The 26,409-nt window shown below is 47.6% G+C and carries 22 protein-coding genes; 14 read left to right on the top strand and 8 right to left on the bottom strand.

Translation table 11 applies throughout. The features are described from left to right. The first annotated feature begins 338 nt into the window (after positions 1-338). The 7 genes from ASG85_RS26405 to ASG85_RS26375 all read left to right on the top strand — a co-directional run bounded on the left by ASG85_RS26405 (position 339) and on the right by ASG85_RS26375 (position 11,733). Positions 339-1,823 carry an HD domain-containing phosphohydrolase gene (locus tag ASG85_RS26405; protein ID WP_060648210.1) on the top strand — a complete coding sequence of 495 codons (1,485 nt, stop codon included), beginning with the start codon at positions 339-341 and terminating at the stop codon, positions 1,821-1,823. Between the two features lie 700 nt (positions 1,824-2,523). After that, positions 2,524-4,956, top strand: a complete 2,433-nt coding sequence (gene nirB, locus ASG85_RS26400) for a nitrite reductase large subunit NirB (protein ID WP_060648209.1) — start codon at positions 2,524-2,526, stop codon at positions 4,954-4,956. Positions 4,957-4,970: 14 nt separating this feature from the next. Further along, a complete protein-coding gene (gene nirD, locus ASG85_RS26395) occupies positions 4,971-5,303 on the top strand; it encodes a nitrite reductase small subunit NirD (RefSeq protein ID WP_060648208.1) in 333 nt (110 codons plus the stop codon). A 20-nt stretch (positions 5,304-5,323) separates the two neighbouring features. Then, the gene (locus ASG85_RS26390; RefSeq protein ID WP_156396831.1) at positions 5,324-6,502 is read left to right on the top strand and encodes an MFS transporter; all 1,179 of its coding nucleotides are present in this window, start codon (positions 5,324-5,326) and stop codon (positions 6,500-6,502) included. Between the two features lie 61 nt (positions 6,503-6,563). Next, on the top strand, positions 6,564-8,948 hold the full coding sequence (gene nirB / locus ASG85_RS26385) for a nitrite reductase large subunit NirB (protein WP_060648207.1): 2,385 nt from the start codon (positions 6,564-6,566) through the stop codon (positions 8,946-8,948). 9 nt (positions 8,949-8,957) lie between these two features. Continuing rightward, positions 8,958-11,096 (top strand): assimilatory nitrate reductase catalytic subunit NasC, encoded by a 2,139-nt coding sequence (nasC, locus tag ASG85_RS26380; protein WP_060648206.1) that lies wholly within the window; start codon positions 8,958-8,960, stop codon positions 11,094-11,096. A gap of 109 nt (positions 11,097-11,205) precedes the next feature. Then, positions 11,206-11,733 carry a YfiT family bacillithiol transferase gene (locus tag ASG85_RS26375; RefSeq protein ID WP_060648205.1) on the top strand — a complete coding sequence of 176 codons (528 nt, stop codon included), beginning with the start codon at positions 11,206-11,208 and terminating at the stop codon, positions 11,731-11,733. Between the two features lie 28 nt (positions 11,734-11,761). On the opposite strand, the gene ASG85_RS26370 is transcribed toward ASG85_RS26375, so the two are convergent. Both ASG85_RS26370 and ASG85_RS26365 read right to left on the bottom strand, forming a co-directional pair. After that, positions 11,762-13,078: a hypothetical protein gene (locus tag ASG85_RS26370; RefSeq protein WP_060648204.1), complete on the bottom strand. Its 1,317-nt coding sequence runs from the start codon at positions 13,076-13,078 to the stop codon at positions 11,762-11,764. Next, positions 13,065-13,631: an RNA polymerase sigma factor gene (locus ASG85_RS26365; protein WP_029196193.1), complete on the bottom strand. Its 567-nt coding sequence runs from the start codon at positions 13,629-13,631 to the stop codon at positions 13,065-13,067. Before ASG85_RS26365 ends, ASG85_RS26370 begins: the two co-directional genes overlap by 14 nt. 338 nt (positions 13,632-13,969) lie before the next feature. On the opposite strand from ASG85_RS26365, the gene ASG85_RS26360 reads away from it, so the two are divergent. From ASG85_RS26360 to ASG85_RS26345, 4 genes are all read left to right on the top strand, one after another. Then, a complete protein-coding gene (locus ASG85_RS26360; protein ID WP_162257290.1) occupies positions 13,970-15,589 on the top strand; it encodes a methyl-accepting chemotaxis protein in 1,620 nt (539 codons plus the stop codon). Between the two features lie 133 nt (positions 15,590-15,722). Next, on the top strand, positions 15,723-16,172 hold the full coding sequence (locus ASG85_RS26355; protein ID WP_060648202.1) for a hypothetical protein: 450 nt from the start codon (positions 15,723-15,725) through the stop codon (positions 16,170-16,172). Positions 16,173-16,395: 223 nt separating this feature from the next. Then, positions 16,396-17,625, top strand: a complete 1,230-nt coding sequence (locus ASG85_RS26350; protein WP_060648201.1) for an S-layer homology domain-containing protein — start codon at positions 16,396-16,398, stop codon at positions 17,623-17,625. A gap of 132 nt (positions 17,626-17,757) precedes the next feature. Beyond that, positions 17,758-18,249 carry a GAF domain-containing protein gene (locus ASG85_RS26345; protein ID WP_060648200.1) on the top strand — a complete coding sequence of 164 codons (492 nt, stop codon included), beginning with the start codon at positions 17,758-17,760 and terminating at the stop codon, positions 18,247-18,249. On the opposite strand, the gene ASG85_RS26340 is transcribed toward ASG85_RS26345, so the two are convergent. The 5 genes from ASG85_RS26340 to ASG85_RS26320 form a co-directional block, all read right to left on the bottom strand. Next, positions 18,242-18,691 (bottom strand): PilZ domain-containing protein, encoded by a 450-nt coding sequence (locus tag ASG85_RS26340; protein WP_057303649.1) that lies wholly within the window; start codon positions 18,689-18,691, stop codon positions 18,242-18,244. The two genes, ASG85_RS26345 and ASG85_RS26340, sit on opposite strands and share 8 nt — an antisense overlap. Before the next feature lie 93 nt (positions 18,692-18,784). Further along, positions 18,785-19,834, bottom strand: coding sequence for a polysaccharide deacetylase family protein (locus ASG85_RS37260; protein WP_082562206.1), 1,050 nt, complete (start codon positions 19,832-19,834; stop codon positions 18,785-18,787). A gap of 158 nt (positions 19,835-19,992) precedes the next feature. After that, positions 19,993-20,265: a response regulator transcription factor gene (locus tag ASG85_RS26330; RefSeq protein ID WP_057303650.1), complete on the bottom strand. Its 273-nt coding sequence runs from the start codon at positions 20,263-20,265 to the stop codon at positions 19,993-19,995. Positions 20,266-20,372: 107 nt separating this feature from the next. Further along, the gene (locus ASG85_RS26325; RefSeq protein ID WP_057303651.1) at positions 20,373-21,014 is read right to left on the bottom strand and encodes a thiamine diphosphokinase; all 642 of its coding nucleotides are present in this window, start codon (positions 21,012-21,014) and stop codon (positions 20,373-20,375) included. A 91-nt stretch (positions 21,015-21,105) separates the two neighbouring features. Further along, a complete protein-coding gene (locus tag ASG85_RS26320; RefSeq protein WP_057303652.1) occupies positions 21,106-21,339 on the bottom strand; it encodes a hypothetical protein in 234 nt (77 codons plus the stop codon). A gap of 123 nt (positions 21,340-21,462) precedes the next feature. Between ASG85_RS26320 and ASG85_RS26315 the strand changes: the two genes are divergently transcribed. After that, positions 21,463-22,200, top strand: a complete 738-nt coding sequence (locus ASG85_RS26315) for a DUF554 domain-containing protein (RefSeq protein ID WP_057303653.1) — start codon at positions 21,463-21,465, stop codon at positions 22,198-22,200. Here the strand turns inward: ASG85_RS26315 and ASG85_RS26310 are convergent. Next, positions 22,197-22,907, bottom strand: coding sequence for a response regulator transcription factor (locus tag ASG85_RS26310; protein ID WP_060648199.1), 711 nt, complete (start codon positions 22,905-22,907; stop codon positions 22,197-22,199). The genes ASG85_RS26315 and ASG85_RS26310 overlap by 4 nt on opposite strands. A 320-nt stretch (positions 22,908-23,227) precedes the next feature. Here ASG85_RS26310 and ASG85_RS26305 point away from each other — a divergent pair, with 320 nt between their 5' ends. Beyond that, positions 23,228-24,139, top strand: coding sequence for a sensor domain-containing diguanylate cyclase (locus ASG85_RS26305; protein WP_060648198.1), 912 nt, complete (start codon positions 23,228-23,230; stop codon positions 24,137-24,139). A gap of 131 nt (positions 24,140-24,270) precedes the next feature. Beyond that, complete coding sequence (locus tag ASG85_RS26300) at positions 24,271-25,896, top strand: glycosyl hydrolase family 18 protein (RefSeq protein ID WP_063860386.1); 1,626 nt, start codon at positions 24,271-24,273, stop codon at positions 25,894-25,896. Positions 25,897-26,409: the final 513 nt, after the last annotated feature.

Raw genomic sequence — 26,409 nt, 5'->3', positions numbered from 1 at the left:
CCATTCTACATTAGGCAATAAGTCCCCGTATTGGTTCGAAAAAAACTACTACAAGCAACTTCAGGCTTCATAAAGTTGTGTCTACTTTCTTGACAGAAGTTCAAAATGTTAGTTTCTATTGGATTTTCTCCAATGAAAGTCGGATATCCAAAGCCCAAATTGATATTTTATTGGATTTTCTCCAATGTAATTCAGAGACCATCATAGCTTGTAAGATCCAGTTTGTCTTAAAATATTTTAGATTTAAAGCGCAAATGGTTGAATTGCTATACAATGAAAAAAATACTAGAATTCAGCGCAATGATCGATAGCTTTAAATGAAATGGGGACCCTACATCGTGCAGATATACAGAAAGTTTCTACGGAATTTATTGTTAAACTATATAATCGGCTCTGGGATCGCTGTTGTTGTGGTAGGTGGAGTCATCATATCTACAACACTATCGATTTCGAATACGGAAATGGTTCGCATATTCTTCATTATGATTACCTCGCTATGTGTAATGATGCTTGCTGAAATCACGGTGTTTCGCAGACACATGAAGCCGATTCGCGAGATGTTGGAGCAGGAGACTCCAGATCTGGCAGTCATCCGAGAGGCCTATTTGCAAACGCACCGATTTCCGGCGCTTTCTGTGATGCGGATCATGGGACCGCACTTTCTTGGCCTATCAATCCCTGCTATGACGATGGCCAGCATCGGGATTGCTCGAGGTTGGTTATCTCTTCCGGTTTTTTACATTGGACTTGCAGGTATTGGCGCAGTCCTAGTGGCGAGCATGCATGCTTTACTTGAGTTCTTCACGACAGCTCAGGCCATCAGGCCGGTGCTCATACATATTCGGGAATTGGGGCAGCGCATTTACGGAGAAGATGTTTCCTTGGATGGACGAGTCATCGTTTCGATTCAACGAAAGTTTCAGTTAAGTGCTTTCCTAATTGGAACTATGCCGCTCTTTCTGTTTAGTCTAGCAACTCAAATTCGTTTGATATCGCAGTCCTCGGATTTGACGGTCGATTATTGGAAATGGGCGGGTATCATTCTACTGCTTGGAGTCGGTTTTTCCTCCTTAGGAGCGCGTATGCTGGCAAGAGACATCCAGCAGCCAATTGGAGATTTATATAGGGCAATGAAAGAAGTTCAATCCGGTGACCTGCAGGTAAGAGCCTCAGATTTATATTCAGATGAATTTTCACGGCTTGTCGCTGGCTTCAACCACATGGTAAAGGGTCTTGAAACGCGTGAGAAAATGAACAACCAACTGCTGCAGAGCTACTATTCCACATTAGCTGCTGCACTCGATGCTCGTGACGCTTATACAGCAGGTCATTCGACGCGTGTCGCCAAGTATTCTTTGTTAATTGGACGAGCTGTAGATTTGAACGAGCATGAACTCGATCTTTTGAACAAGACCGCCTTGCTGCACGATATTGGCAAAATTGGTGTGCGCGACGATGTGCTGCTGAAGGAAAGCCGGCTCACCGACGAGGAGTTCGAGCAAATCAAGCTCCACCCCGTTCTCGGCGAATCGATTTTGAAGCAAATCGAGCCCGCTGAGGCTATGGCGCCTCTGCTTCCAGGCGTGCGCTCTCATCATGAGCGCTATGATGGCGGTGGGTATCCGGATGGCCTGAAGGGCCTGGATATCCCTGAGTTCGGCCGCATCATTGCGGTAGCCGATGCCTTCGATGCTATGACCTCCGATCGTCCTTATCGGAAAGGGATGCCAATCGAGAAGGCACTAGCCATTCTCGCTGAAGGAAAGGGGACCCAATGGGATCCCCGATTCGCTCAAAGGTTCATTGATGTTTATAAGGTTTAAAACGTATGAAGGGAAGGTCTCACAGCCGCAGAGATTGCGGGTTGTGAGGCCTTTTTTTGATACCACAATTGAAAGTACAAGTTTTGGATCAGACCGGCTCTCGCACCGCTCGCGCCAGCAAGACCTCACTGATAAGCCCGATTCGCCCTTCTCAGATCCAAACCCTGGGTTATCGTGAGGAAATGTTAGCTGAGAGGTCCCTTTCGGCGCTCTCGCACCGCAAGCCCCGGCAAAACCCCTCTGAGAAGCCTGATTCGTCCTTCACATGTAGTTAACAAAATCATGAAGATAATATGTTGGGGGTACTTTGGATGTAATGATAGCAATTTGAAATAGGTGAATGTCTAGTATAATCATTTCATATGTCATCTAATATAACATTTAAGCGTTTTCAGAATATAAAAAAACCAAATTAATGTTCGCTTTTTCCATAATATAACTGTAATTTTTCTGTGAAACCGAACAATTAATTAAAATAAACAGAATAATGTTCGTGAATTAAAGAGTCGATTGTTTATTTTACTAAGTAAAACTACAAATTTTTGTTGAAAAATACGAATTTCTGAGTTACATTAATAGTAATCATTCGTATGTTAGATAATTTGACGTAAAAATTGTAGGATGTAACGGATACCAAAGGATTTATTAATTAACTAACATTAAATGTCACAATAAAACCGATGCAGGAGCGTGAATCACAATGAAGAAAAAAATTGTTATGGTAGGAAACGGAATGGCTGGAGTCAGTTGTATTGAGCAAATGTTAAAGCTTGCGCCGAACCGCTACGAAATTACAATCTTCGGAAGCGAACCGCACCCGAACTATAATCGCATCCTGCTTTCATCGGTTTTGGCCGGCGATGCCGATATGAAGGACATTGTTATCAACGACTGGTCTTGGTACGAAGAAAATCACATCACATTGTACACGGGACATACAGTCAACAAAATCGATACGGAACGCAAGCTCGTTAGTACTGACGGAGGTGTTAGCGTCCCTTACGATGAACTGATCATCGCAACAGGATCGCTGCCGTTCATGCTTCCGCTGCCTGGCGCGGACAAAGAAGGCGTCATCGCCTTCCGGGATATCAAGGATTGCGAAATGATGATCGAGACAGCCAAGAAATACAAGAAAGCAGTCGTGATCGGTGGAGGGCTTCTCGGTCTGGAGGCAGCGCGTGGCCTGCTAAATCTCAATATGGAAGTATCGGTTGTACACATTAACGAATACTTGATGAATCTCCAGCTCGACAGAACAGCTTCTCTCCTGCTGCAGCAAGAATTGGAACGTCAAGGCATGAAGTTTCTGCTAAAGAAAAATAGTGAATCGATTCTAGGGAAAAAGCGTGTTACGGGTCTTCGTTTTACCGATGGGTCGGAAGTTGAAGCGGATCTCGTGGTCATGGCCGTAGGGATTCGCCCTAACATTGCGCTTGCCAAAAGCAGCGGAATTGAGATCAATCGAGGTATTGTCGTCAATGACCTTCTCGAAACGAACGTGCCTAACATCTATTCCGTCGGCGAATGTGCCGAACATCGCGGTGTAGCGTACGGCTTAGTCGCTCCGCTTTACGAGCAAGGCGGGGTGCTTGCCAAACGGCTCGCAGGCATAGAGACCGCTGGTTATCAAGGCTCCGTCGTATCGACCAAGCTGAAAGTATCGGGCGTGGACGTGTTCTCGGCTGGTGAATATGCAGATAAACCTGATACCCGTGCCGTACGCGTGCAGGACGATTTCGAAGGTATTTATAAGAAGGTCGTCATTAAAGACGGCAAAGTCATCGGTGCTGTTTTGTTCGGTGACATCAGTGACAGCTCTCGCCTGTTTGCGATGATTCGTAACGGAGAAGATGTGACAGGCAAAGAAAAGACTGTTCTCCTCGGTGAAGGAGGAGGCAAGGCGAAATCTGGCGCGGAAATGGTCGCTGCAATGAGCGAGGACGAGATCGTGTGCGGCTGTAATGGTGTTTCCAAAGGCGCGATTGTGCAGGCTATCCAGGAAAAAGGATGCTCAAGCGTTAACGATATCAAAGCATGTACCAAAGCGTCCGCTTCCTGCGGCGGCTGTAAACCGTTGGTAGCTGATGTGCTCACATATGTACTCGGTGCAGACGGCGTGAAAACTATAAAAGAAGGCATTTGCGGCTGTACGACACTCGGACGTGATGAAGTGGTGGAAGCGATCCGCAGTATGAGATTGACGACATCGAAGGAAGTCATGAATGTACTGGAATGGTCAAATACAGAAGGCTGCTCCAAATGTCGCCCGGCGCTCAACTATTATCTTGCCATGGTATGGCCGGAAGAGCACGAGGACGAAAGAGAGTCCCGCTTTGTGAACGAACGTAATCACGCGAATATCCAGAAGGATGGCACGTACTCGGTCGTTCCGAGAATGTACGGAGGTGTAACAACGCCGAAGGATCTGAAGAAAATCGCAGAAATCGCAGAGAAATACGAAGTACCGCTCGTTAAAGTGACAGGTGGTCAGCGTATCGACTTGCTCGGTGTTAAGAAGGAAGACTTGCCAGGCATGTGGGCTGATCTCGATATGCCTTCAGGCTATGCCTATGGTAAGTCGCTGCGTACAGTGAAAACGTGTGTTGGCTCAACGTTTTGCCGCTTCGGAACGCAAGATGCTATCGGCATGGGTATTCAGCTTGAGAAGAAGTTTGAGCGTCTGGGTACGCCGGCGAAAGTTAAAATGGCCGTATCGGGCTGTCCTCGGAACTGCGCGGAAGCCACGATCAAAGATTTTGGCGTTGTAGCGATTGACGGAGGCTGGGAGCTGCATGTCGGAGGTAACGGAGGAACAAAGCTTCGCGGAACCGATTTACTGTGCAAAGTGAAAACCGAAGAGGAAGTGCTGGAATGGTCCGGTGCTTACTTGCAATACTATCGCGAAACAGGGAAGTACAACGAACGGACGGCCGAGTGGGTAGAACGTGTCGGTTTAGATACGATCAAAGCTGCGCTGGAGAGTAAAGAAGACCGTGCCGCTCTAATAGAGCGCATTGAGAAGGCGCTGGATCTCATGAAAGATCCTTGGAAAGAAATCATTGATCAGCAAGAGCTGCGCAAGACATTCGTTCCGATGGAAGAACAGTCGGCAGAGTCTATTTTGAAATAGAGGGGATGAGACATATGAAACGAGTTCACGTTGGTAACATTTCGGAAATTGCAGAAAAAAGATCGAGGGTTGTCAGGATCGGAGCATTGGAAATCGCCGTATTCAAGTTCTCGAGTGGTACCGTCCGAGCCATTGAGAATCGCTGCCCGCATAAAGCCGGTAAGCTTTCCGAAGGAATCGTATGCGATCATCACGTATTTTGCCCGCTGCATGACTGGAAGATCAATTTGCACGATGGAGTCGTTCAAGCGCCGGACGAAGGCTGCGTAACGGCTTTCCAGGTGGAAGTGGACGAGAACGGAGATATTTATCTGCATATTGCAGAGGAAAGTATCTTAGCATCCTAGCCGAGGAGAGAGCCTTAATTATGCGACAAAATGGATCCGCGCTTGCGCTAGGGTTATCAACAATGGCAATGATGGCTTCGTTTGTTATCTGGAGTGTATTTTCTCCGATTGCCGGACAAATTCAGGAACTGTTTCATCTCAGTACCATTCAAAAAAGTGTGCTGATCGCCACGCCGGTTCTACTGGGGTCGATCCTGCGAATCCCGATGGGGATTTATACGGATCGCTTCGGCGGTAAGCGAGTATTTGCATCAACGATGCTGTTTCTCGTGATTCCTCTGCTGCTAGCAGGATGGGTTCATTCATATTGGCTGCTGCTTTTGTGTGCGCTGTTTATCGGGATGGCTGGAACGACTTTTGCCATTTCCCTGACGTATGTATCACGTTGGTTCCCGCCGGAGAGACAAGGCCTTGTGCTTGGATTAGCCGGACTTGGTAATTTGGGCGGAGCGGCGGCTAGTTATGCTTTGCCCTTTGTCTTTAACAGTTACGGCTTGGAATGGGTATTTTGGAGCCTAGCGATCATGATTGTGATCGTAACCGCGCTCTTTTGGATCGGAACGAAGGATTTGCCTGCACCGGCTAAGGTGAAGACGTTCAAACAATCAATGGTTGTGCTTAAGGAACCATCGACGTGGTATTTATCTACTTTTTATTTTCTGACATTCGGCGGTTTCGTTGCTTTCAGCGTCTACTTGCCAACATTTCTCAAAGATTTATTCCAGTTGTCGGCAACGGAAGCGGGCGTGAAAACGGCTGGGTTTGTTGTTATTGCCACGCTCATTCGCCCCTTAGGCGGATATTTGGCGGACCGCATCGGTTCACGCAGAGTTCTGGTGGTTGTGTTTGCGGGTATCATCATTACGTCGCTCGCTATGTCGGTGTCCTTGCATCAATTTACCGGGTTCAGTGCGAGCTGTCTGACTGCCGCCGCCTTACTCGGAGTTGGGAATGGGGCTGTGTTTAAAATGGTACCGGAAGTCTCTTCGGGCAATACGGGAGCGGTGACGGGCATTGTCGGAGCGGCAGGCGGTGTAGGTGGTTTTTTTCCGCCGATCATACTCGGTATTGTTAAGGATTTGTCAGGCGCATACACAATTGGGTTCGTCATGCTTATGCTCTTTGCATGCGGTTGTCTATATATGAATTATGCGACTAAACGTATGGTGATCAACAAACAGGGCGCGACAGCAGTTTAAGTAGGGAAGTCCCCTTGGCGGGGATGGAATTTCAGCATCGAAACGTGGAGGTCAAGCATATATGGGGAAACAAAAACTTGTCTTAATCGGTAACGGTATGGCCGGAGTACGCTGTGTGGAAGAAATTCTGGCGCTTGCTCCGGATCGTTTCGAGATTACGATTTTCGGCGGCGAGCCGCATCCGAACTATAACCGCATTATGCTGTCCAAGGTGCTTCAGGGCGATACAACGGTAAATGATATTACCATCAATGACTGGCAGTGGTATAAAGATAACGGTATCACCCTTTATGCAGGTGATCCGGTTATTAGCATCGATACGGCCAATCGACAGGTAATCAGTGAAAAGGGGCGTACTGTTGAGTACGATCAACTCATCCTGGCCACCGGTTCATTGCCGTTCATGCTTCCGCTTCCAGGGGCGGATAAGCCGGGTGTAACGGCCTTTCGGGATATTAACGATTGCAATAAAATGCTGGAAGCTTCCAAAGCATATAAAAAAGCCGTCGTTATTGGAGGCGGCCTGCTTGGTTTGGAAGCGGCGCGAGGTCTGCTCAACCTCGGAATGGAAGTCCATGTCGTGCATATTTTCAACCATCTTATGGAGCGCCAGCTGACTCCGACGTCAGCGAATATGCTGCGTAAGGAACTGGAAAAGCAGGGGATGCGCTTTCTGCTTGAAAAGCAGACGGAAAAAATCATCGGTAAAAAACGGGTGGAAGGTCTGCAGTTCAAGGATGGAAGCAAAGTAGAGGCCGATCTTGTCGTTATTGCGGTAGGTGTGCGTCCGAACATCAAGCTTGCGGCCGACAGTGGCGTGGAGACGAATCGAGCGATTATCGTTAATGATTTCATGGAGACAAATGTGCCTAACGTGTATGCTGTTGGGGAGTGTGCGGAGCACCGTGGAATGGTATACGGTCTCGTAGCGCCGTTATATGATCAGGGCAAAGTGCTGGCGAAGAGAATTTGCGGCGTTGATACCGAAGGCTATTCAGGCTCCATTTTGTATTCGCAGCTGAAGGTATCCGGGGTTGAGGTGTTTTCAGCCGGAGAGATTCGCGATTCCGAGATTACGACTTCACTCAAAGAGATTAACGGCGTTCATAACACGTATAAAAAAATAGCCATTCGCGACAACAAAATTGTCGGAGCGGTATTGTTCGGAGACAGCAGCAAGGGTAACAAGCTGCTTGGATACATCAAGCAGCAAGCGGATGTGTCTGTGTTAGAGGAAGAAGCGGCAGGAGGAGGCGGTGCGGATGAAGCGTATGCGGCATCGCTGTCTCCTAACGCGACCGTATGCTCCTGTAACGGCGTAACGAAGGGCGCGATCATGGATGCGGTTCGCGAGAATGGCTGCGAAACGGTCGAAGACGTTCGCGCTTGCACGCGCGCATCGAGCACTTGCGGCGGATGTAAGCCGCTCGTATCCGCGATGCTGCAGCTGGCGCTGCAGAGCAAGGATGCGCCGGCAGCGCCGAAGGAGACGGTTTGCGGCTGCACAACGCACAGCCATCAAGAGCTGCGCGCTGCTGTGCGCAGCGCAAGGTTTGCCACGGCGCGCGAAGCGATGAGCGCGCTGGGTTGGAGCAAGGCGGACGGCTGCGCAGCGTGTCGTCCGGCATTGCAGTACTACGTCGGCGAAGCGCTATGCGCTGTGACCGACGGCGCCGGTGCTGGAGCGGCGGCTGAAGCAGCTCTGGCGGCGAGCTTGCTCGCCGATGGCACGTACGCCGCACGGCCCCGTATGTACGGCGGCGTCACAAGCGCCGAGCAGCTAAGGCGAATCGCGGATGTGGTCGACAAGTACAACATCCCGCTGGTGAAGCTGACCGGTGGCGGGCATCTGGATCTGCTGGGTATCGAGGCAGGGTGTGTACGCTCTGTCGGTGCGGAGCTCGGACAGCCGGATGCAGCGACTCCGATCTACGGCAAAACCATAGCTTCCGTTGCAACATGCACTGGAATCGGATACGATCCCAGCGCTCTGCAGGATTCCATCGGGCTGGGTGCCAGCCTCGAATACAGATTGGAGCGCCTGCAAATGCCGGCTGCCGTGAGCGCAGCTGTCTCTGCAAGTCCTTTCCATCGCGCGGGGACGCTTGTCAAGGATCTTGGCATTGTCGGCGTGCCGGGCGGCTGGGAAATCTATGTTGGCGGCAGCGGGGGAGCGAAGCTCCGTCAAGGAGAGCTGCTGTGTATGGAGTCTTCAGAAGACGCGGTGCTAGAGCTGTCAGCGGCTTTCTTCCAGTGGTATCGTGAAGAGGCAAATTACGGTGAAACGACAGCACAGTGGGTCGAACGCATAGGCATTACAAAGCTGCGCGAAGGATTATTCAATCTCCTGTTCCGTGCTGAACTGATCGCGAGAATGAATGTGGAGCTCCAGGTTACGAAACAGAAGCAAATAAATCTGCAGCCGACGGCTGCTTTGATAAGGTGAGCTGAGCGTATGAGTCAATTATTAGAACAAGAACAAGGTGGTACTAGTTCTCTTCGTGTGATGGATACACAGTGCCCTTTCTGCAGCGTACAGTGTAAAATGCAGGTGATCGAAGAACGGGGCACTGATGACGAGGGGCGTCCGACTTATTCGGTCGTTCCGAAACCGAATGCGGCTTCGGAAGGGCGACTGTGTATTAAAGGCATGAATGCTTACCAGCACGTACTTACAGGAGAGCGTATTCTACATCCAATGATGAAGAAGGATGGTCAGTTCGTCCGTATATCGTGGGAGAACGCATATGATCAGCTCGTCAGCAAGTTTTCTGAACTTCGTGGTCAGTATGGCAATCATACAGTCGGCCTTTACGGAGGGGGCTCTCTGACGAATGAATCCGCTTATTTGTTGGGGAAATTTGCTCGTGTTGCGCTTCAAACCAAATACATTGATTATAACGGCAGATTTTGTATGTCGGCAGCGGCTTCAGCAGGTGTCAAGGTGTTTGGCATCGACCGTGGTTTGACGAACCAACTGTCGGACATTGAATTGGCTGATTGCATGATACTGGCAGGGACGAATATTGCGGAGTGCCAGCCGACACTTATGCCTTATTTTACAAGAGCAAAAGAAAAGGGTGCCTTTATCATAGCGATCGATCCGAGGGAAACGGGTACGACTCGAATCGCGGATCTACATTTGAGAGTGAAGCCGGGTATGGATGCGACATTGGCTAACGGTATGCTGAAGATCCTGCTGGAAGAAGGGTTGATTGATCGAGATTTCATCCAGCAGCGTACCAAAGGCTTTGCGGAACTGCAGTCTCACTTGGAATCACTTGATCTCGCTGAGATTGTTGAGTTAACCGGTGTCCCCGCTGAGTTGATCCGCAAAGCGGCGCTGGCTTACGGTAAAGCGGCCACAGGCATGGTGTTCACGGCAAGGGGCGTTGAGCAGCAAACCGACGGGCATATGGCGGTTCGCAACTTCCTAAACCTTGTTCTGCTGACAGGAAAAATCGGCAAACCGGGCTGCGGCTACGGCGCCGTCACGGGTCAAGGAAATGGTCAGGGCGGAAGGGAGCATGGACAGAAGGCTGACCAGCTTCCGGGCTACCGCTTGATCGAGAACCCCGAGGATCGCGCTTATGTCGCGAGTGTTTGGGGGATTGATCCGAGCGAGCTGCCTGGCAAAGGTGTTTCCGCGTACGAGATGATGGAGAAAGTTCACGAGCAGGAGATTCGCGCCTTGTTCGTAATGGGCTCCAATCCGCTCGTCTCCAATCCGAACGCTAACTTCGTCGAAGAAGGGCTGAAGAAGCTTGATTTTCTTGTTGTAGCTGACTTCCTGATGTCAGAGACAGCGCTGCTGGCAGATCTAATTTTACCGGTATCTGCTTATCTGGAGAACGCAGGAACACTGACCAACCTCGAAGGACGTGTGCTGCTGAGGGAAGCTGGCCGTCCTGCGCCGGGAGAAGCGAAGCATGATTGGCAGATTCTCTGTGATTTGGCTGATAGGCTGGGCAAGGGTCAATACTTCAACTACGCAGATGTCGAAAACATCTTTGATGAGCTTCGCTTAGCCAGTCGCGGCGGTGCAGCGGATTACTACGGCATAACGTATGACCGTTTACGGAAGGATGAGGGAGTCTATTGGCCTTGTCCGGAGCTGGAGCATCCCGGTGCGAAGCGGTTGTTTGAATCGTCATTTCCGCTTCCGGAAGGCAAAGCGCTGCTGACTTCTGTGGAGAATCATTTGCCGAAAGAGCAAGTCAGCGAGGAGTTTCCGCTATACCTGACAACCGGTCGTGTGCTTACGCATTATTTGACTGGCGTGCAGACAAGAAGAAGTCATTCTTTGGCGGCGCAAGACGTGGAGTCTTTCATGGAGATTCATCCGAAGACGGCCATGAAGTACCGCATCGAAGATGCCACTCTCGTCAAATTGGAATCCCGACGCGGCACGATCTATGTGCGCAGCAGGTTCAGCAGCGACATTCGGGAAGACACCGTCTTCGTACCGATGCATTGGGGCGATACGCAGAACGTCAATAAAATTACGCATGACGCGCTCGATCCGACTTGTAAAATGCCAGGTTTTAAAGTTTGTGCAGTTAAGGTGAGTTCGTTAGTTTCGGAATATGCTTAATCTCATGATACCGATCCTGTTGAGGCTTTGTTAGCCTCGACCAAGGGTTGGTTTTATCTTGTTTCTAAACTCCGCTATAATAGAGGAAAAAAGCTGGAGGTTTGGTCATATGGATGAATTGCGCTACCCGATTGGATTGTTTACACACGAAGGTGAAATTTCACGGGAGCAGTTGCAGGAGTGGATGGCTGACATCGAGTCTACGCCAAATAGACTTCGTGAGGCGGTTGCTGGGCTGTCTGACGAGCAGCTGGATACGCCTTATCGCCCAGGAGGGTGGACGCTGCGGCAAGTCGTGCATCACGTCGTAGACAGCCATATGAACAGCTACACAAGGTTCAAGCTGGCGCTGACGGAGGAAGAGCCGACGATCAGACCTTACTACGAGGAGCGCTGGGCTGAGCTTAGCGATGGCAAGTCAGCTCCGGTTGAGCTGTCGCTTACCTTGCTGGATGCTTTGCACAGCCGCTGGATGATTGTTCTGCATGCTATGCAGCACGAGCAATTTGCTCGCGCATTCGTACATCCAGAGTCAGGGAAGACGATTCGACTGGATTGGAACGTTGGCAATTACGCATGGCATGGTAATCATCATATTGCCCACATCACGAGCCTGCGCGCTCGCAGGGGCTGGTAAACAACGAAAACCCGTTAAGTCACAGGACTTAGCGGGTTTTTCCAACTCTGCCATTATCCACTTCATCACTGAAGCTTGATTCAGCCTGATCATCATTCAAATAGCGGCCGACTTTATCGATCCACTCTTGTACGTAGTGATCGGTTGCCCACTGTGCCATGACGAGCTTCTCACCGGGCTGGAGGTCCAAGGTTAGTTGTGGATCATTTCCCGGCGCTTGCCCGTAAGGGTAGAACTTGAGCTTGCCGTTCTCGAAGATGACGATCATATCATTCATCGGCGATGTTAACGCATCGGTCGCTAACGGCCAAGAGGACTGGATAGCACTCCATGAGCAGCAAAGATCATCGTGATTGATGACTTTATCAGGCAGCTCTCGCGGGAAGTCGTGCAGAATGTAGCTATCAGGCGTTGTTGCGCTAATTCGCGGCGTCTCCGCGACCTTGCCGACCCAGCGGCCTGGTTCACGCTGGACGGTCCAACTTTGACCAGTAATCTCACCAAGCAATTTGGCAGAGCTGCCCGGTACATTTGTAAGGATGCTGTTACTGCTGCTGCCATATAAATCGGTGATCGAAACATGGTTCTTGTCCACCGGTTTGTTATAGAACTGCACAGTATGCCCTTCTTTTAATTGCGGGAGGGTACGAACCCAGATGCGTTCCGCTTGATAAGGGGCACTACCTCGCCAAGCCTCCTCCGATTCAGCAATGGAAACATATTGATTCCCAGCAAATAACAGGGTCTCCACGCGATTTAACTGTTCGTCAGCTTGATCGGGGAACACTTCTGGTTTCACGGGCTGATCAGCTAGATGAGCAGATAAATAGTGGAACTCTTCTGTTTTCGTTTTATGAACCAAGGATTCGATTTTCCAAAAATTTTGCTTATAAGGCATCAGAATTCCTGTGCCCTCGGACGTCTTCTGCAGTTGGCCGCGAACCGGTGCTATAAGCATTGTTCGATAAGTACTATAACGAATGGGTCCTAAAGCATGCTGCGCCTCAGTATTGTTAGATTCACGCTCGGTCCTTAGCCCAATAAGCAGTGCGGTGCTTATTGGGGCAGGAGACGAACTAGTGGACGCTGCAGTTGTAACAGAAGCATCCATTGCAGGAGCTGCATCACTTTGCGTATGGATTGAACTCCATGGAAAGAGCAATAATGCAGCAGCTATCGCACCGAGTCCGGCGAAACAGAGTAGGGGCTTTACCTTCGGCTTCGCTCGTTCCTTCCGCTCAATGGCTTCCTCAATCTCGCCCTGAAGCTTGGAAGAAAAGCCAGATTGCTTAAGCGGTCCTGATTCCAATTGCTTATGTAAATCATCCGGATCAGGAGTTTTCAAGCGCTTCACGCTCCTTCAAACTGATCACCTTGAGTCTGGCGTGGTGAAGTCGGGATTTAACGGTTCCCTCCGAGATGTTAAGGATCGCAGCCATTTCTTTCGTTGAGAGCTGATAATGGGCATGCAAAATTAAAATTTCTCTGTATTTTGGGGACAGAGATATCACTTTTTTCCATATATCACTAGCATATAATTTCTCCATCGCTTCTGTTTCTGCTGATTGTGATGTGCCTGCAGATTGAATGAAGCCAACAAGTGTAACTTTGCGCCAAAATGCTTTGCGTAGGTAGTCATAAGCAGTATTACGTGTAATGGTAAGCAGCCAGGTTTTGACCGAAGCTTCACCGCGGAATGTAGTAAGATTGCGATATACTTTCAGGAAAGCATCCTGCGTAATGTCATCTGCTAAATCTGAATTGCGGCAAATACTAAACGCATAATTCCATACATCATTACCATATGTTTCCATTATATTGCGAAGAATCACTTTCTGATCCGTTGTTTCAGATACGTACTTTAAGTAATCAAATACATGGACACCGGTCGTCTCCATTCTCTCACCTCTCTGAATTAGACGTTACAAGTACAAAAAAAGTTCGGATTTTTATAAAAAAAATCATGCCTTATAGGATTCGAGAGCGAACTGGCAGATGAGTCGGGGTTCTAGGTGTAATTTGAAAAATGGCTTAGCTCGAAATCTGGAGGAGATTTGCTTCAAGGGAGAGAATCGAAGAGAGACATCTTTTTGCAGCAGTAGAGAAGCATCTATCATAAAACTCTTAAGGCGGTGGGCGCGTGGTTTCTTTTATACATTCAATACGCTTTAAGTTTCTGATAAGTTTTGTCGCTCTGATTTTGCTGTTTATGATTTCAGCTGGACTATCCTATCGAATGGTACAATCAACTAAGCTCAGTGTAAATGAACAAACGGCTAGTATGACCAACGAAAAGATTGCCTTATCTTTAGAGAGCATGGTAGGCATTCTATACAGTAATCAAGCTGATTTGATCATTAACAACAATAAAGAGATTATTCAGGAATACAAAGAGAACACGAAGACATTTCTTGAAATGGTAGAAAGTGTTAGCGCATCGGCCAAAACGGAGGAAGAACGCCAGTGGGCAGGGAGTGTTGTCAAGCAAAGCCAACTGTACATCGCGATGTTCGATAAGGTGGTTGCGGTCTATAACAATCAAGATAAATACACAGCCCAACAGTTGAAAGCGGAATATAAGAAAGTAGACGATGAAACCGATGAAGCCAAAAATCAAATTTATGAGTTAACAGATAAGCTTGTACTAACGTATGACAAGAAGTATGCAGAAGCGCAAAGTAATTTAGATAATCGTATGTCACAATTGGTGAAGACTTTGATCATATCTAGCGTAGCTGTTGTTGTGATTGGATTATTTCTAGCTTTTACATTAGAGCGGATGATTACAAGGCCAATTACTAGAGCAGTAGGATTCTTGCGTCGCGTAGCAAACGGCGACCTAACCACACGTCTGGATGGGAAGATAAGTAAGGATGAAACGGGGCAATTAATCGATGCTTGCAATAATATGGTGGGTCAGCTTCGCTCTCTTCTACATGAAGCCACTGTGAATGCGGGCGCGGTTCAACAATCTGGGGGTCAGCTGGGGAATCACGCACGGCTTACCATACAAGCAACGAGTGAAATCGCTCATGCGATTGATGTAGTTGCAGCAGGGAATGCGGCACAGGATCAAGGCGCATCCGAAAGTGCAAGAGCCATGGAAGAGATGGCAGTAGGGATTCAACGTATGGCAGAATCCTCCTCTACAGTAGCGGCAGCCTCTTTAGATGCTAGGGAAGATGCGAAGCGAGGTCATGCGACCATTGCGGATTCCATCCAGCAGATGAATCGGATTGAGCAATCTGTGGAGTCCTCTACGCAAATTATTGATCGTGTAGGGGAAAGATCGCAGGAAATCCATCATATTGTGGATGTTATTACAGGCATTGCTTCACAGACGAATCTACTTGCGCTTAACGCATCGATTGAAGCCGCAAGAGCAGGGGAGCATGGCAGAGGCTTTGCTGTCGTGGCTAATGAGGTAAGGAAATTGGCTGAGCAAGCAATCCAGTCTACTTCGCAAATCAATGATATTATTAAAGGAATACAAGAAGACGCTTTGGCTTCTGTGACTTCCATGCAGGAGGTGAAGGATGAGGTGAAGCACGGTGTGCAGCTGATTATACAGTCAGGTGACATGTTTGGAGGGATTCTTCAAGCCATCGCCAACATCTCTGAGCAGGTGCAGGATCTTTCCTCTGCTACGGAAGAAATGTCCGCTGGATCCCAGGAAGTATCTGCTTCCATTGCGGAGATGGCTCATTTAGCCAAGCAATCGTCGCAGCAATCTCAGACCATTGTGTCACATACGAAGGAGCAATTGTACGCGATGGAAGCCATTGATAAATCGGTAATTAGCCTTAGTGAAACGGCGGAAGCCTTACAAAGCGTTGTTGGACGGTTTAAAGTGTAAGAGCACCACATGTTTAAAGCGGCTGAGATCGTAAGCTCGTTCTTGATGTGTCTTGACAATAGAAGGCCTTAACACGCAATATGAAGAAAGGACACAGGATGAAAGATCAGGTCCTTCGGAGAGGAAGAACACCATGAATTTCGTTGAGCATATAGTGGATCATTTGCGGTCTGGACAAATTAAGAACTATCCGCAGCCGATTGCTCTGAACTTGGGCTTAGTTTATACAGTTAAACTGGAAGACAGGAAGACGAATTTAATTTGGCTGCCTTTCGAATTTACAGGTCTCGCTTACATTGATATGGGGCAACTAGTGAACGTACATCCCTATTATCGAGGCGTTATTATCGAGGAAATCGAACTCTCGCGCGGAACGGATCTGCATAAGCCGCAAACGGAGGAAGCTTTCATTAAAGCCATATTTCTTAAAAGCTGGGAGATGCATCAACTGCTGCAGGAGGAAAAGTATGCGAGTCTGCAGGGTAATGCTCCAGATTTTCTGACCAAAATGTTATACATAACAGACTGGCTGCGCTATTATAATTCCGTTATAACAGTGGGTGCTGGCAAAAAGATCGGCTAAATGAGCCATTTTTCGTTGGGAAGTAAGGACTGTGTTTTCTACATGTGTAGAAAGCACGGTCTTTTTTCATACCCATCCCTATGGCTATAGTCCCATAGTTGATAGTTCTTGGCACATTGGATCACTAGGCTTTAAGCCTGTTCTCAAAGCATTGTAGAAGGCTTATCCTAAAGACTGGTGTAAACGATGCCAAAAACTCATGGAGAAGCGGAGAGTAAGAAAAATGTTACAGCTCAATAAATGGCTTACAATTGCAACAGTTTGTTGCGTAATGACAATAGGTGTCGTACAAGGGAAGAGTGAAGCGGCTGGTATGACGGATGTTCGAGGCCATTGGGCGGAGCAGACAATTAGTCAAATGGTGCAGCAGGGATTACTGGACGGCTTTCCTGATGGGACTTTTCGACCAGATGATACTGTGACTGCTGATCAATTTGTGAAAATTGTATTGCTTGCTTTTACAGATAAATATCCGAATGGCGAGCGCAAATGGAAATCGAGCTTTTTGCAAACGCTCAGCGCAAGCAACCAAAGTATTTTGCAGCAGGATTATCGGGATTTCACGTTCAAACCGAACACAGTCGGATATTGGGCAAAGCCATATTTGGATTTGGCCAGTGATCTTCATTTTATAAGCAAAGGTCAGTTCAGTGACTACAAGGCGATGCTAAAGCGCGAAGATGTGGCTGAAATTCTATACTATTTACTCAAAGAAACTGAGTATTTGGAAGACGAAGTGTACAGTCTCAAAGCAGCTTCCCAATTCGGTGATCTTCAAAGTGCGACGGCCAGACAGCAGAAATTCATCGGCGAGGCCATGACGAAGGGAATCATGGAAGGCTACCCGAACGGGTACTTCGGCGTTGGACGACCGGTTACCCGAGCTGAAGCGCTGCAAATCATTGCTCGTTTGCAGACGAAGTCGAAGCGCATCAGTGTGAACAGCGGAAGTGAAGCGTTCATCAAAGTCGTGCCTACGAAAGATGGCAGCTATAAGAAGCTGGTATTCCCCGATCAGCGAATGCTGCAAGCCTACGATGTGATGGAGGAAGCGGGCAAGCTGCGAGGCGCGAATTATGACCTTGAAGAAACAACGCTGCGCTTATTCCGAGATGCCGAGGCCAAAGGGCTGGCGATGAGCGGTGCGACCACCGAGGTGCGCAACAGCAATGAAGCATCCTTATGGTTAGATCCGCAGTTTATGACCTATGGTGTGACTGTCCACCTAGAAAACGGGGCACTGGCACGTAATACGGAGAGTATCCGGAAGTTCACGGATTTCCTTTTTGGCTATGACGCAGACATCTTCTATCGCCAGTTTACTGACGCTTGTGAACGCGCAGCCGCTAAAGGTGTTCTCGAAACCACAACGAAACAAATCGGCAGCTACTCTGTTGAAACACGGTTAGAAGCGGATGGAAAAACGATCATTTTTTCCATTATTCATTTCTAGACCGAGCATTTTCTCCGAGCCTAATCGGTATAATCCGAATCCGACTCGCCCTTTTTTTGCATTTGGGTAGGAAGGTTATCTTTTGGTATGATAAGCAGGTAGGATTGATTTGGGGAAGAGGGATGATGAGAAATGTTTGCGAAATCAAGTTATGAGGGAACAAGAGAAAATAATTATGCCTTGCTGATTCAGCAAGCTGAAGCTTTGATACATGACGAACCGAATCGCATTGCGAATTTGGCTAACGCCGCTGCGCTGCTCGGGCAGTTTCTGAGTGATGTGAATTGGGTTGGTTTTTATTTATTAGATGAAACAAGTGACAAGAAGGAGCTCGTGCTGGGGCCGTTCCAAGGACTTCCGGCTTGTGTGCGGATTCCACTGGGCAAAGGTGTTTGCGGTACATCGGCTGAACGTCGGGAAACGGTGCTTGTTCCAGATGTGCATGCATTTCCAGGTCACATTGCCTGCGATGCGGCATCACAATCAGAGATCGTGATACCGATCCTTGTTGGAAATGATCTCGTCGGGGTGCTGGATATTGATAGTCCTATCAAGAACCGATTTGATGATATCGATCAGATGTACTTGGAACAATTTGTACAGAAGCTTGCAGCTGCTATGTAATCTCGTAGGTGGTAGAGAAAATATCTGCCATATCTTCATCAGAACAGAAGCTGCAGCTGGCCAGCATGTTGTTATGTTTTAAACGAGCACCTAATAAGATCAGATGACTGGTAAGCTGCTGTTCCATAATTGGATCTGCGATGCTGAATTCAATCCCGTATTCATAGAGGGATGGACTCAGCATCGTTTTTCGTGTGAGGACACCTAATACTTTGATCTCTTGATGAAAAAGATGAAAAGTGAATTCCAGCAGCAAGCTCATATCGATAGGAAGATTCAAGGGGGTGTGGATACGTATACCGCCTGAGCTAATATCTCTTATCATAATTTTAGAATGTTTGGTGTCAGCTGCCTTGTTTTTGATACCAATGATTTTGAACAAGGCTGATAAAGGAATTTGAAGGTTGAGTCGGAAGCTGGAGCGCTTATTTGCTTGTGACATACGAACTGCTCCTCATGGTTGATAGGCCTATTATACTATATTGATGATTAATTTGAACTACCTTTCACTTGATAAATTTGAAAATAAAACTACTTAATCGTGTGCAGAAAGCTTGCGAATGAATGATTTCAGGCCTTCTTCTCCATTGATAAAAAGCCTTTTGAGCAGGTAAGGGGACTGCTGGTTTGTTGCAAAGCCTTGTTCAATCGTAAAAGCATAACGAAATCCATGATCCTTAAGAAGCTTCAGCGTCGTTTTGTTATATTCGCCATAAGGGTAGCAATATACATCGGCTTTGGTTCCGAGGTTTTCCTCGATTTGTTTTCTGGCTTCTAACATTTCGAAGGCTTGTTGATCCACGGAAAGCTGGGGGAGATGGGGGTGTGTCATCCCATGAGGTTGAATGTCCCAGCCGGCTTCTTGCAGCTTCTTGATCTGTTCCCAGTTCAGGTAACCTTCCTGATCGCTCATACCTGGTGAGATAAAGAGGGTAGCCGGGAAGGCATATTTGGCAAGAAGTGGCATCGCTTGCTCATAATTATCGATGTATCCATCGTCAAAAGTTAACAGCACTGGTTTCTCAGGAGCTGCCTCGACATCTTTTCCTTCGATAAGACTAATAAAAGTAGTGAGAGAAACTGGGGTGTAACCATGGTCGTTAAGATATATCAGCTGCTCTTCCAGTTTGGCTGGGGAGATAACGACAACATTCCCTGGATCAATCGTGACACTGTGGTAGTTGAGGACGGGTATGCTGATTTTGGATGGCAGAGGTGTTGGTCTTGTTGTAGACTGAACTGCGCCCGAAACTGCGGAAGCATTCGGGGGAGCGGGGACGTAAGTATTCAAAGTAACCGTTGAGACTGCAGGCAATTTGGGTTCTTCTAGGAGAGGCGGGTCTGGCGTTATTTTTAAGCTTGGAGCGGGCTTGTCCAGGGCAAAAGGATAGACCTCGACCGGAGCTTGGGATGGAGACTCGACGATCTGAGCATCGACCTGATGAGGGATCAATGCCGGAGTTGATGAGGATCCCTGTAATTGGTACCCCGAGGAGTCTAGGCTGAAGGATACGAGTATGAGAAGTATAGTAAGTAGACCTGCTAGCACCGAATAAAAAAGGATTCTCTTTCTTTGGTAGTTCATAGGCACACCAACCATTTCTAGAGGAATAATCTATTACTCTATTTGTAAGCAAAGGTTGGGAGAAATATACCTAGTTTAGCCAGCTAGTGAGATTCCCTCATATAAAAAACTGCTATCCAAACTGTCTCCAGTTTGAATAGCAGTATTTGGCGGGTGCGTTAAACCGCATTGCTGATGATGGCAGCTAGAAGCTTGCGCATCGATCGAGTTCCGACTTTATCCATAATTTTATCAATATGGACTTTAACAGTTTTTTCGCTAATGTTGCAGTGATCAGCTATTTCTTTATTACTATAGCCGTGGAGCGCGATAAGACCTATAATTTCGGCTTCTCGGTTCGTAAGTAAATGTTTGGCTGCAAATTGGGTTGTAATGGATTGCACACTCTTATGATGAAGGTTCTTTGCCGGATTCTCTTGCACATGCTGCATGCTTGAACGACCTCAATATCTTAATTAATGTATGGCATACAGTTCATTGTACCAGAGTTAACCCCTATAGGATTCACATGAGATTGTCTAATTTTAAAATTTTTTGCTTAATCTTTACTTTGGATAACGAGTAATAAGCCAGTGTGGAGTTCGATGAGACCTTCCGATTCGTTAAGTACATTACTAATCCCAAGGGACTGTCCAATCTGAAGAGTCGCTTGCTGGAGCGGATATTGGAAACCATGCAGTGTAATTCCAGTTACTTCCAAGCTAAGCGGCAGCAGGGATATATGTGTATAGCTCCCCCGTAATATACGAGTGGATTGGTTAATGAGAATGATTTGATTGTTGGCATCGACAATGGAACAGGAAACGCCTTGCTCTGTGCCTTTGCGTAGCAGATGTACATTGGCTAACGAGTGATCAAATCGGGTGCCGAGCGCTCCGAGCAGAACGATATGATCAGGCTGCTGATCCAGTGCCCAGTTAAAGGCCATTTCGGTGTCGGTTAAATCCTTGAAGACCGGGTCGCAATCGATGAAAGTGAGACTAGAAGCGCGAATACGGCTTAACTCTTCGGCAGTGACAGAATCGAAATCACCGAGTGAAATATGCGGCGTATAGCCATGTTGAATCAGATATAAGGCACCACGGTCCGACCCTACGAGAACGTCATCTTCATGAATGTCTCCAAGAGCCCAGTCCCCGAGTGTCCCTCCAGTTACAATGATAATTCGTTTTCCGTTCATGCTTGTTCCCCCAGCGCTTGATATATCATCCCCATAGTATATCATACGCAGGCAAAAACCGAGCTGCATTCATCGCAGCCCGGTTCTATGATTAGGTTCTAGCGTCCACACGCTTGCGCATAGGGTTAAGCTCAGATTGGTCATGATCAATCACGGCTTCATCGGCGAAGCCCTTCATTTCCCAAGTCGTTCGTCCCAAAACAAGATCGGCGGGAAACTCGTCGCCGCGCTTGAGCGTAACCTCTCGTCCTGCTTCATTGGCATAAATACCGTCCGTCTCAACCGTGTCGCCAGTCATGGGATCCATCGATTTGTCATTCGACATGCTGTATTCCTCCTTTCCTGTTGCTTATTCATACCATTTCCAACGATGGAGGAAATTATGAGCGGAATCATGTAGAATGAGAAGGTTGTCACAGACTTTAAGGCAGAAAGGGAATGAATCAGCATGGCTTTATGGGGGACGATTGTGAATGCAATCGCCATTATGATTGGGGGATTATTAGGAATGATGCTGCCCCGCATCTCGGAAGGCATAAAAAGCACAGTTATGCAGGGCCTTGGGCTCGCCATTACTGTGCTGGGCATTACTATGGCATTAAAGTCGAATCAAATCGTACTAGTTATTATGAGCGTGGTTATTGGAGGTATCATTGGAGAACTGCTGCGAATCGAATACAGGCTAGAGCAGCTAGGTGACTGGTTGCAGGCACTGCTGCGCAAAGATTCTTCTGCTCATCCTACAAGCAGTATCTCGCAAGGCTTCGTAACATGCACCTTGGTTTATTGCATTGGAGCTATGGCTATTCTGGGTCCACTGGATGGCGGCCTTAGGCATAATCATGATATTTTATATACCAAATCATTGCTGGACGGGTTCTTATCCATTATCTTCGCGTCTACCCTTGGAATAGGCGTGATTTTCTCGGCGGTGTCCGTGTTCGTGATGCAAGGGGTCATCGCTCTGGCAGCGACATTTATTGCCATGGCTTTTAGCCAAGCGTCGCTAGATGCTATGATCGTCCAAATTACAGCCGTGGGTGGCGTCCTGGTTATTGGCGTAGGCGTCAACATTCTTCAAATTAAAAAAATGAATGTAGCCAACATGCTTCCGGCACTTGTCATAGCGGCAGCAGCGGTTCCTCTGCAGCATTATTTTACCGTATGGTTTAGCCGACTGTTCTAAACAGCCGAACCGTTAAATTTATATCCGACACCGCGAACCGTAATAATGTAGCGAGGCTCTGCTGGGTTAGATTCAATTTTCTTACGCAGATTACTAATATGTACAATAAGTGTTCGTGGATCGCCCATGCTATCTAGGCTCCATATAAGTTCAAACAGGTGCTCGATTTTGTACACCCGATTAGGGGTCTTAGCCATTAAGGAAAGCAAATCGAATTCTTTAGCCGATAAGGATATGGTCTGTCCATTCACGCGAACGATATGGCTAACCAGATCGATTTCGAGGCCGGGGAATTTCACCAGCTGAGGATCATCCTGATGCTGCTCTCGAATGGAATTTCGACGTAAATGAGCTTTGACTCTAGCGACGAGCTGACTAGGGCTGAATGGCTTCGTCATATAATCATCGCCACCCATGCTTAATCCGAGAATAATATCAATATCCTCGCTCTTACAGGAGATGAACAGGATCGGCGTATTGCTCGTTTTGCGAAGCTGTCGGCAAACTTCTATACCATCAAGTCCTGGCAATAGAATGTCCAGAATAATAAGATCGGGCTTATGTTCTTTTACGATCTCAAATACATCGTGACCGTTATTGGCGCTAATGACTTTGTAGCCTTCCCGCGCTAGGTAGAGTTGAATCAATTGGACAATTTCTTGCTCGTCATCTACGACTAAAATAGTTTCTCCTGCTTCTCCTGCCATACTTGAAATCCTCCTCAGTAACGGAACAGCTTGGTAGAAAGAACGGTGTTCCCGCTCTTACATGTTATCTTCATTATAGAACGATTCTCTTAGACATTTCTATCCTTTTATTGACAGATAAAGAGATTTGGTACGATTCTTTCCTCGAAGTAGGTACTTTGATCTGCTTCTAAATCCCTGTATCTATGAAAAATGTGAAAAAATAGTCATATTTCGACTTAAATTGACGAAAAATTTGGATGAACTTAATTGAATCTTTATGTTCCTATGCTAAGCTACCTAAGTCTCTATGTAAAAAGTACGAGAGGGGCTGCGAAGTAATGAGTCATAAGGCTGATTCGGATTTTGCGAAACATTCATCGTTACTGAAGGATACATTCGTATGCCAATTCATCGAGCAGGCTTGGGATCTGTTTAGCATATTTGATGTTTATGGAAATTTGACCTATGCCTCCAAGAATTTTAGTGAAGTGATAGGATTTATACCTACTGACTTTCAGCAAGTTGTGGACTTTATTGATTCGGAATACGGTATGGATTTACATAAAATGTTTATCAAAACCTTGCAAACTTGCAGCAGCAGTAAGCTGGAATTTCGAGCAAGAGGTGTTAATAAGAATATTATCTGGTTCGAATGTACCGCGATTCCAATTCGTAATGATGAGGGTGTTCTAGTCGAGATTTCTTTCGTGCTTACTGATATCACGCTGCGCAAAAATCAAGAGAGCCGTCTTATCGCCATGGCTTATCATGATCCTCTGACAGGTTTGCCTAATCGGCGAATGTTTAAGGAGCATCTGCAGCAAATGCTTTTGCAAGCTAATCGAACGAAGAGACCGTTTGGACTTCTATACTTAGACATAGATGATTTCAAAGTGATAAATGATACGATGGGTCATGATGTAGGAGACGCATTCTTGCAGGATTTCACTCACCGCATCAAAGGTTGTCTCCGTGAGGTTGATATGTTCGCCCGCATGGGAGGCGACGAGTTCACCATTTTATTACCCGCGGTGGATTGTAAGGAGCACGTGGAAAGCGTCACCCGGCGGATCATTCAGTGTTTTGAACAGCCATGGGACATACAGGGGCAGCAGTTTCGCGCAACAGTCAGTATGGGGATAACAATGTACCGCTCAGGTGAAACCGATGCGACTAGTATGTTGAAAGAAGTAGATATTGCCCTATATAAAGTGAAGGGCAAAGGCCGTAATCACTACCAGTTTTATTAGAAACCGTTACTCGGAGCTGAATGCTCTAAAGTAACGGTTTTTGGTATCCCCAATATTTACTCCTAGCACATTCAAATTCTATCTAGCAAAATAGAGGAAGCAGCTAGATGCTAGAAATAGGGGGTGGGCCGATGAAGAAAACCAAAAATCGATGTAGAAAATTCGTGATTATAATAGCCGCGGCGGGGCTTTTGACGATAGCAACAAGCTCAGAACCTAGTGTTAAGGCTGAAGCTAGCTCGTCTCAAGGAAAGTTTACGATGTCTTATCTCTTCTTCGGCAATTCAAATTTATATACCTCACAAGTGGATAAAAGCGGTCAGACACTGGATGTCGTCTCGCCTAGCTACTTTCATATCCATACAGATGGTAGTTTGCAACTATCAGATTCTCTAGAGGACTCGTTCATTACCGACATGCATCAGCGAGGGAAGAAGGTTGTCCCTTTTCTTAGTAACGATTTCGATAGGACGCTAGGTGAGAAAGCCATCGATAATCGAGAAGCGCTTGTTAATCAAATTGTTGCGGCAATCAAGGACCATAAGTTGGACGGCATTAATATGGATATCGAGAATGTGGATGCAGCTTACCGGGATAAATATACGGATATGGTCAAAATGCTGCGCGATAAACTCCCGAGCGGGATGGAAGTATCAGTGGCTGTAGCAGCGAATCCTACAGGGGCGACGAGAAGCTGGATTGCTTTGTATGATTACAAGGCATTAGCCGCGGTGAGTGATTACTTAATGGTTATGGCTTATGATGAAAGCTATCCTGGAGATCCAACCCCGGGACCTGTAGCAAGTTTACCCTTTGTCGAGAAATCGATTCAATACGCAGTAGCACAGGCACCAGCGGATAAAATAGTTCTTGGTGTTCCGTTCTACGGGAGGTACTGGAATCAAAATGCTGCCGCTAATGGCTCAGGTGTTTCCGCTCAGAAACTAATGCAGCTGATTGACACCTATAAAGGGAGTGTGCGGTATGATGCTGCTAGCCAATCACCGGTAGCTACTTTCACAATCAGTCCAACCAATGCATCTAGCGAATATAGTGCCGGCGACTACACAGTGTGGTTCGAGAACGAGCAGTCGTTGAAGGAAAAGCTGAAATTGGTAGGCAAGTACAATTTGAAGGGGACAGGAAGCTGGAGCTTGAATCAGGAGACCGCGAATACCTGGGACTATTACAGCCTATGGTCCGATGGGTTTTATTTCGCCGACATGCAGAAGCATTGGGCGCAAGCTTATGTGCTAGCCGCTGCGAACCGAGGCTGGATGCTCGGCATAGCCTCTGACCGGTTCGCGCCGGACGCGGCGCTCACACGGGCTGAAGCCGCGACGATAATCGTGCGCGTGCTAGGGTTGAAGGGCGAGGCGGCTGCAATCGGCGCCTCGTTCAGTGATGTCCCTGCCACCCATTGGGCGTGGCAGGATATCCGGCTCGCGAAGATGAGCGGGCTGATCCAAGGGATTAGCACCGATCACTTCGCGCCGGATCAGATCATGACGCGGGAGCAGATGAGTGTGCTGCTGTCCCGCGCTTTGCAGTTAACTTCGCAGGCTGGCGGCGGAGCCGCTGCGAAGAGCTTCACCGACGTGCCGGCAGGCAGCTTGTCGGCAGGGGCCATCGCTGCGATGAGCAGCAATGGCCTTGTCGACGGCTTCGCGGACGGCACGTTCCGCCCGAGCGCGTCGCTGACGCGCGGGGAGATGGCGGCGCTGCTCAGCCGCGCCCAGCCGCTGCTCACGAAGTGAGCCGGCTTTAGCAGAGAACCGCACCCTACTCCGGCTTGCCGAGTGGGGTGCGGTTCTTTGTTTTGCTTAACCGTAGCTGCTAGTGCTTAGGATAGGCTATTGCATAGCCTCGTCGCTAATTCTCGGCAGCCACGTGTTAACTTGTATTTGCTATATAATTACGGAAGATAGTGCCTCCAACGCAAGATAGCTAGCAAAAAAGCAAATAGTGCCTTCAACGCAAGATAGCCAGTAAAGCAGATAGTGCCTCCACCTCCAGGACCAGCAAAGAAGCTGATACTGCCTCCACCGCCAAGTAACCACGTTTCCAGTAATACTCGCTCGCCGCAGTTAAAACAAATTTGATTTATCGTCGTTCATTAGTTTTTGAGGTTATGAGGATTATGGGCAATAGTGGTTGCCAATGTTGTAATTACGAGTCAATTTCATAATTAAATATTGGTTAATGCACGGAGTTCCCCTAGCAGGGTGTCCCTCATTTTTTGAAAATTCGATTTCTAAGCTGCCTCTGCG

The organism is Paenibacillus sp. Soil724D2 (genome assembly GCF_001427935.1).
Taxonomy (GTDB): Bacteria; Bacillota; Bacilli; order Paenibacillales; family NBRC-103111; genus Paenibacillus_E.
Note: the sequence above shows the minus strand (reverse complement) of the source record. Positions and strands in the feature narration are given on the sequence as shown.

Coding starts and splice junctions, on each gene's coding strand:
- ASG85_RS26365 (WP_029196193.1), bottom strand. CDS start 13,631: ATGGAGACGACCGGTGTCCATGTATTTGATTACTTAAAGTACGTATCT.
- ASG85_RS26325 (WP_057303651.1), bottom strand. CDS start 21,014: ATGAACGGAAAACGAATTATCATTGTAACTGGAGGGACACTCGGGGAC.
- ASG85_RS26305 (WP_060648198.1), top strand. CDS start 23,228: ATGAGTCATAAGGCTGATTCGGATTTTGCGAAACATTCATCGTTACTG.
- nasC (WP_060648206.1), top strand. CDS start 8,958: ATGAGTCAATTATTAGAACAAGAACAAGGTGGTACTAGTTCTCTTCGT.
- ASG85_RS26300 (WP_063860386.1), top strand. CDS start 24,271: ATGAAGAAAACCAAAAATCGATGTAGAAAATTCGTGATTATAATAGCC.
- ASG85_RS26315 (WP_057303653.1), top strand. CDS start 21,463: ATGGCTTTATGGGGGACGATTGTGAATGCAATCGCCATTATGATTGGG.
- ASG85_RS26390 (WP_156396831.1), top strand. CDS start 5,324: ATGCGACAAAATGGATCCGCGCTTGCGCTAGGGTTATCAACAATGGCA.
- ASG85_RS26320 (WP_057303652.1), bottom strand. CDS start 21,339: ATGTCGAATGACAAATCGATGGATCCCATGACTGGCGACACGGTTGAG.
- ASG85_RS26350 (WP_060648201.1), top strand. CDS start 16,396: ATGTTACAGCTCAATAAATGGCTTACAATTGCAACAGTTTGTTGCGTA.
- nirD (WP_060648208.1), top strand. CDS start 4,971: ATGAAACGAGTTCACGTTGGTAACATTTCGGAAATTGCAGAAAAAAGA.
- nirB (WP_060648207.1), top strand. CDS start 6,564: ATGGGGAAACAAAAACTTGTCTTAATCGGTAACGGTATGGCCGGAGTA.
- ASG85_RS26345 (WP_060648200.1), top strand. CDS start 17,758: ATGTTTGCGAAATCAAGTTATGAGGGAACAAGAGAAAATAATTATGCC.
- ASG85_RS37260 (WP_082562206.1), bottom strand. CDS start 19,834: ATGAACTACCAAAGAAAGAGAATCCTTTTTTATTCGGTGCTAGCAGGT.
- ASG85_RS26330 (WP_057303650.1), bottom strand. CDS start 20,265: ATGCAGCATGTGCAAGAGAATCCGGCAAAGAACCTTCATCATAAGAGT.
- ASG85_RS26375 (WP_060648205.1), top strand. CDS start 11,206: ATGGATGAATTGCGCTACCCGATTGGATTGTTTACACACGAAGGTGAA.
- ASG85_RS26360 (WP_162257290.1), top strand. CDS start 13,970: ATGGTACAATCAACTAAGCTCAGTGTAAATGAACAAACGGCTAGTATG.
- ASG85_RS26310 (WP_060648199.1), bottom strand. CDS start 22,907: ATGGCAGGAGAAGCAGGAGAAACTATTTTAGTCGTAGATGACGAGCAA.
- nirB (WP_060648209.1), top strand. CDS start 2,524: ATGAAGAAAAAAATTGTTATGGTAGGAAACGGAATGGCTGGAGTCAGT.
- ASG85_RS26355 (WP_060648202.1), top strand. CDS start 15,723: ATGAATTTCGTTGAGCATATAGTGGATCATTTGCGGTCTGGACAAATT.
- ASG85_RS26340 (WP_057303649.1), bottom strand. CDS start 18,691: ATGTCACAAGCAAATAAGCGCTCCAGCTTCCGACTCAACCTTCAAATT.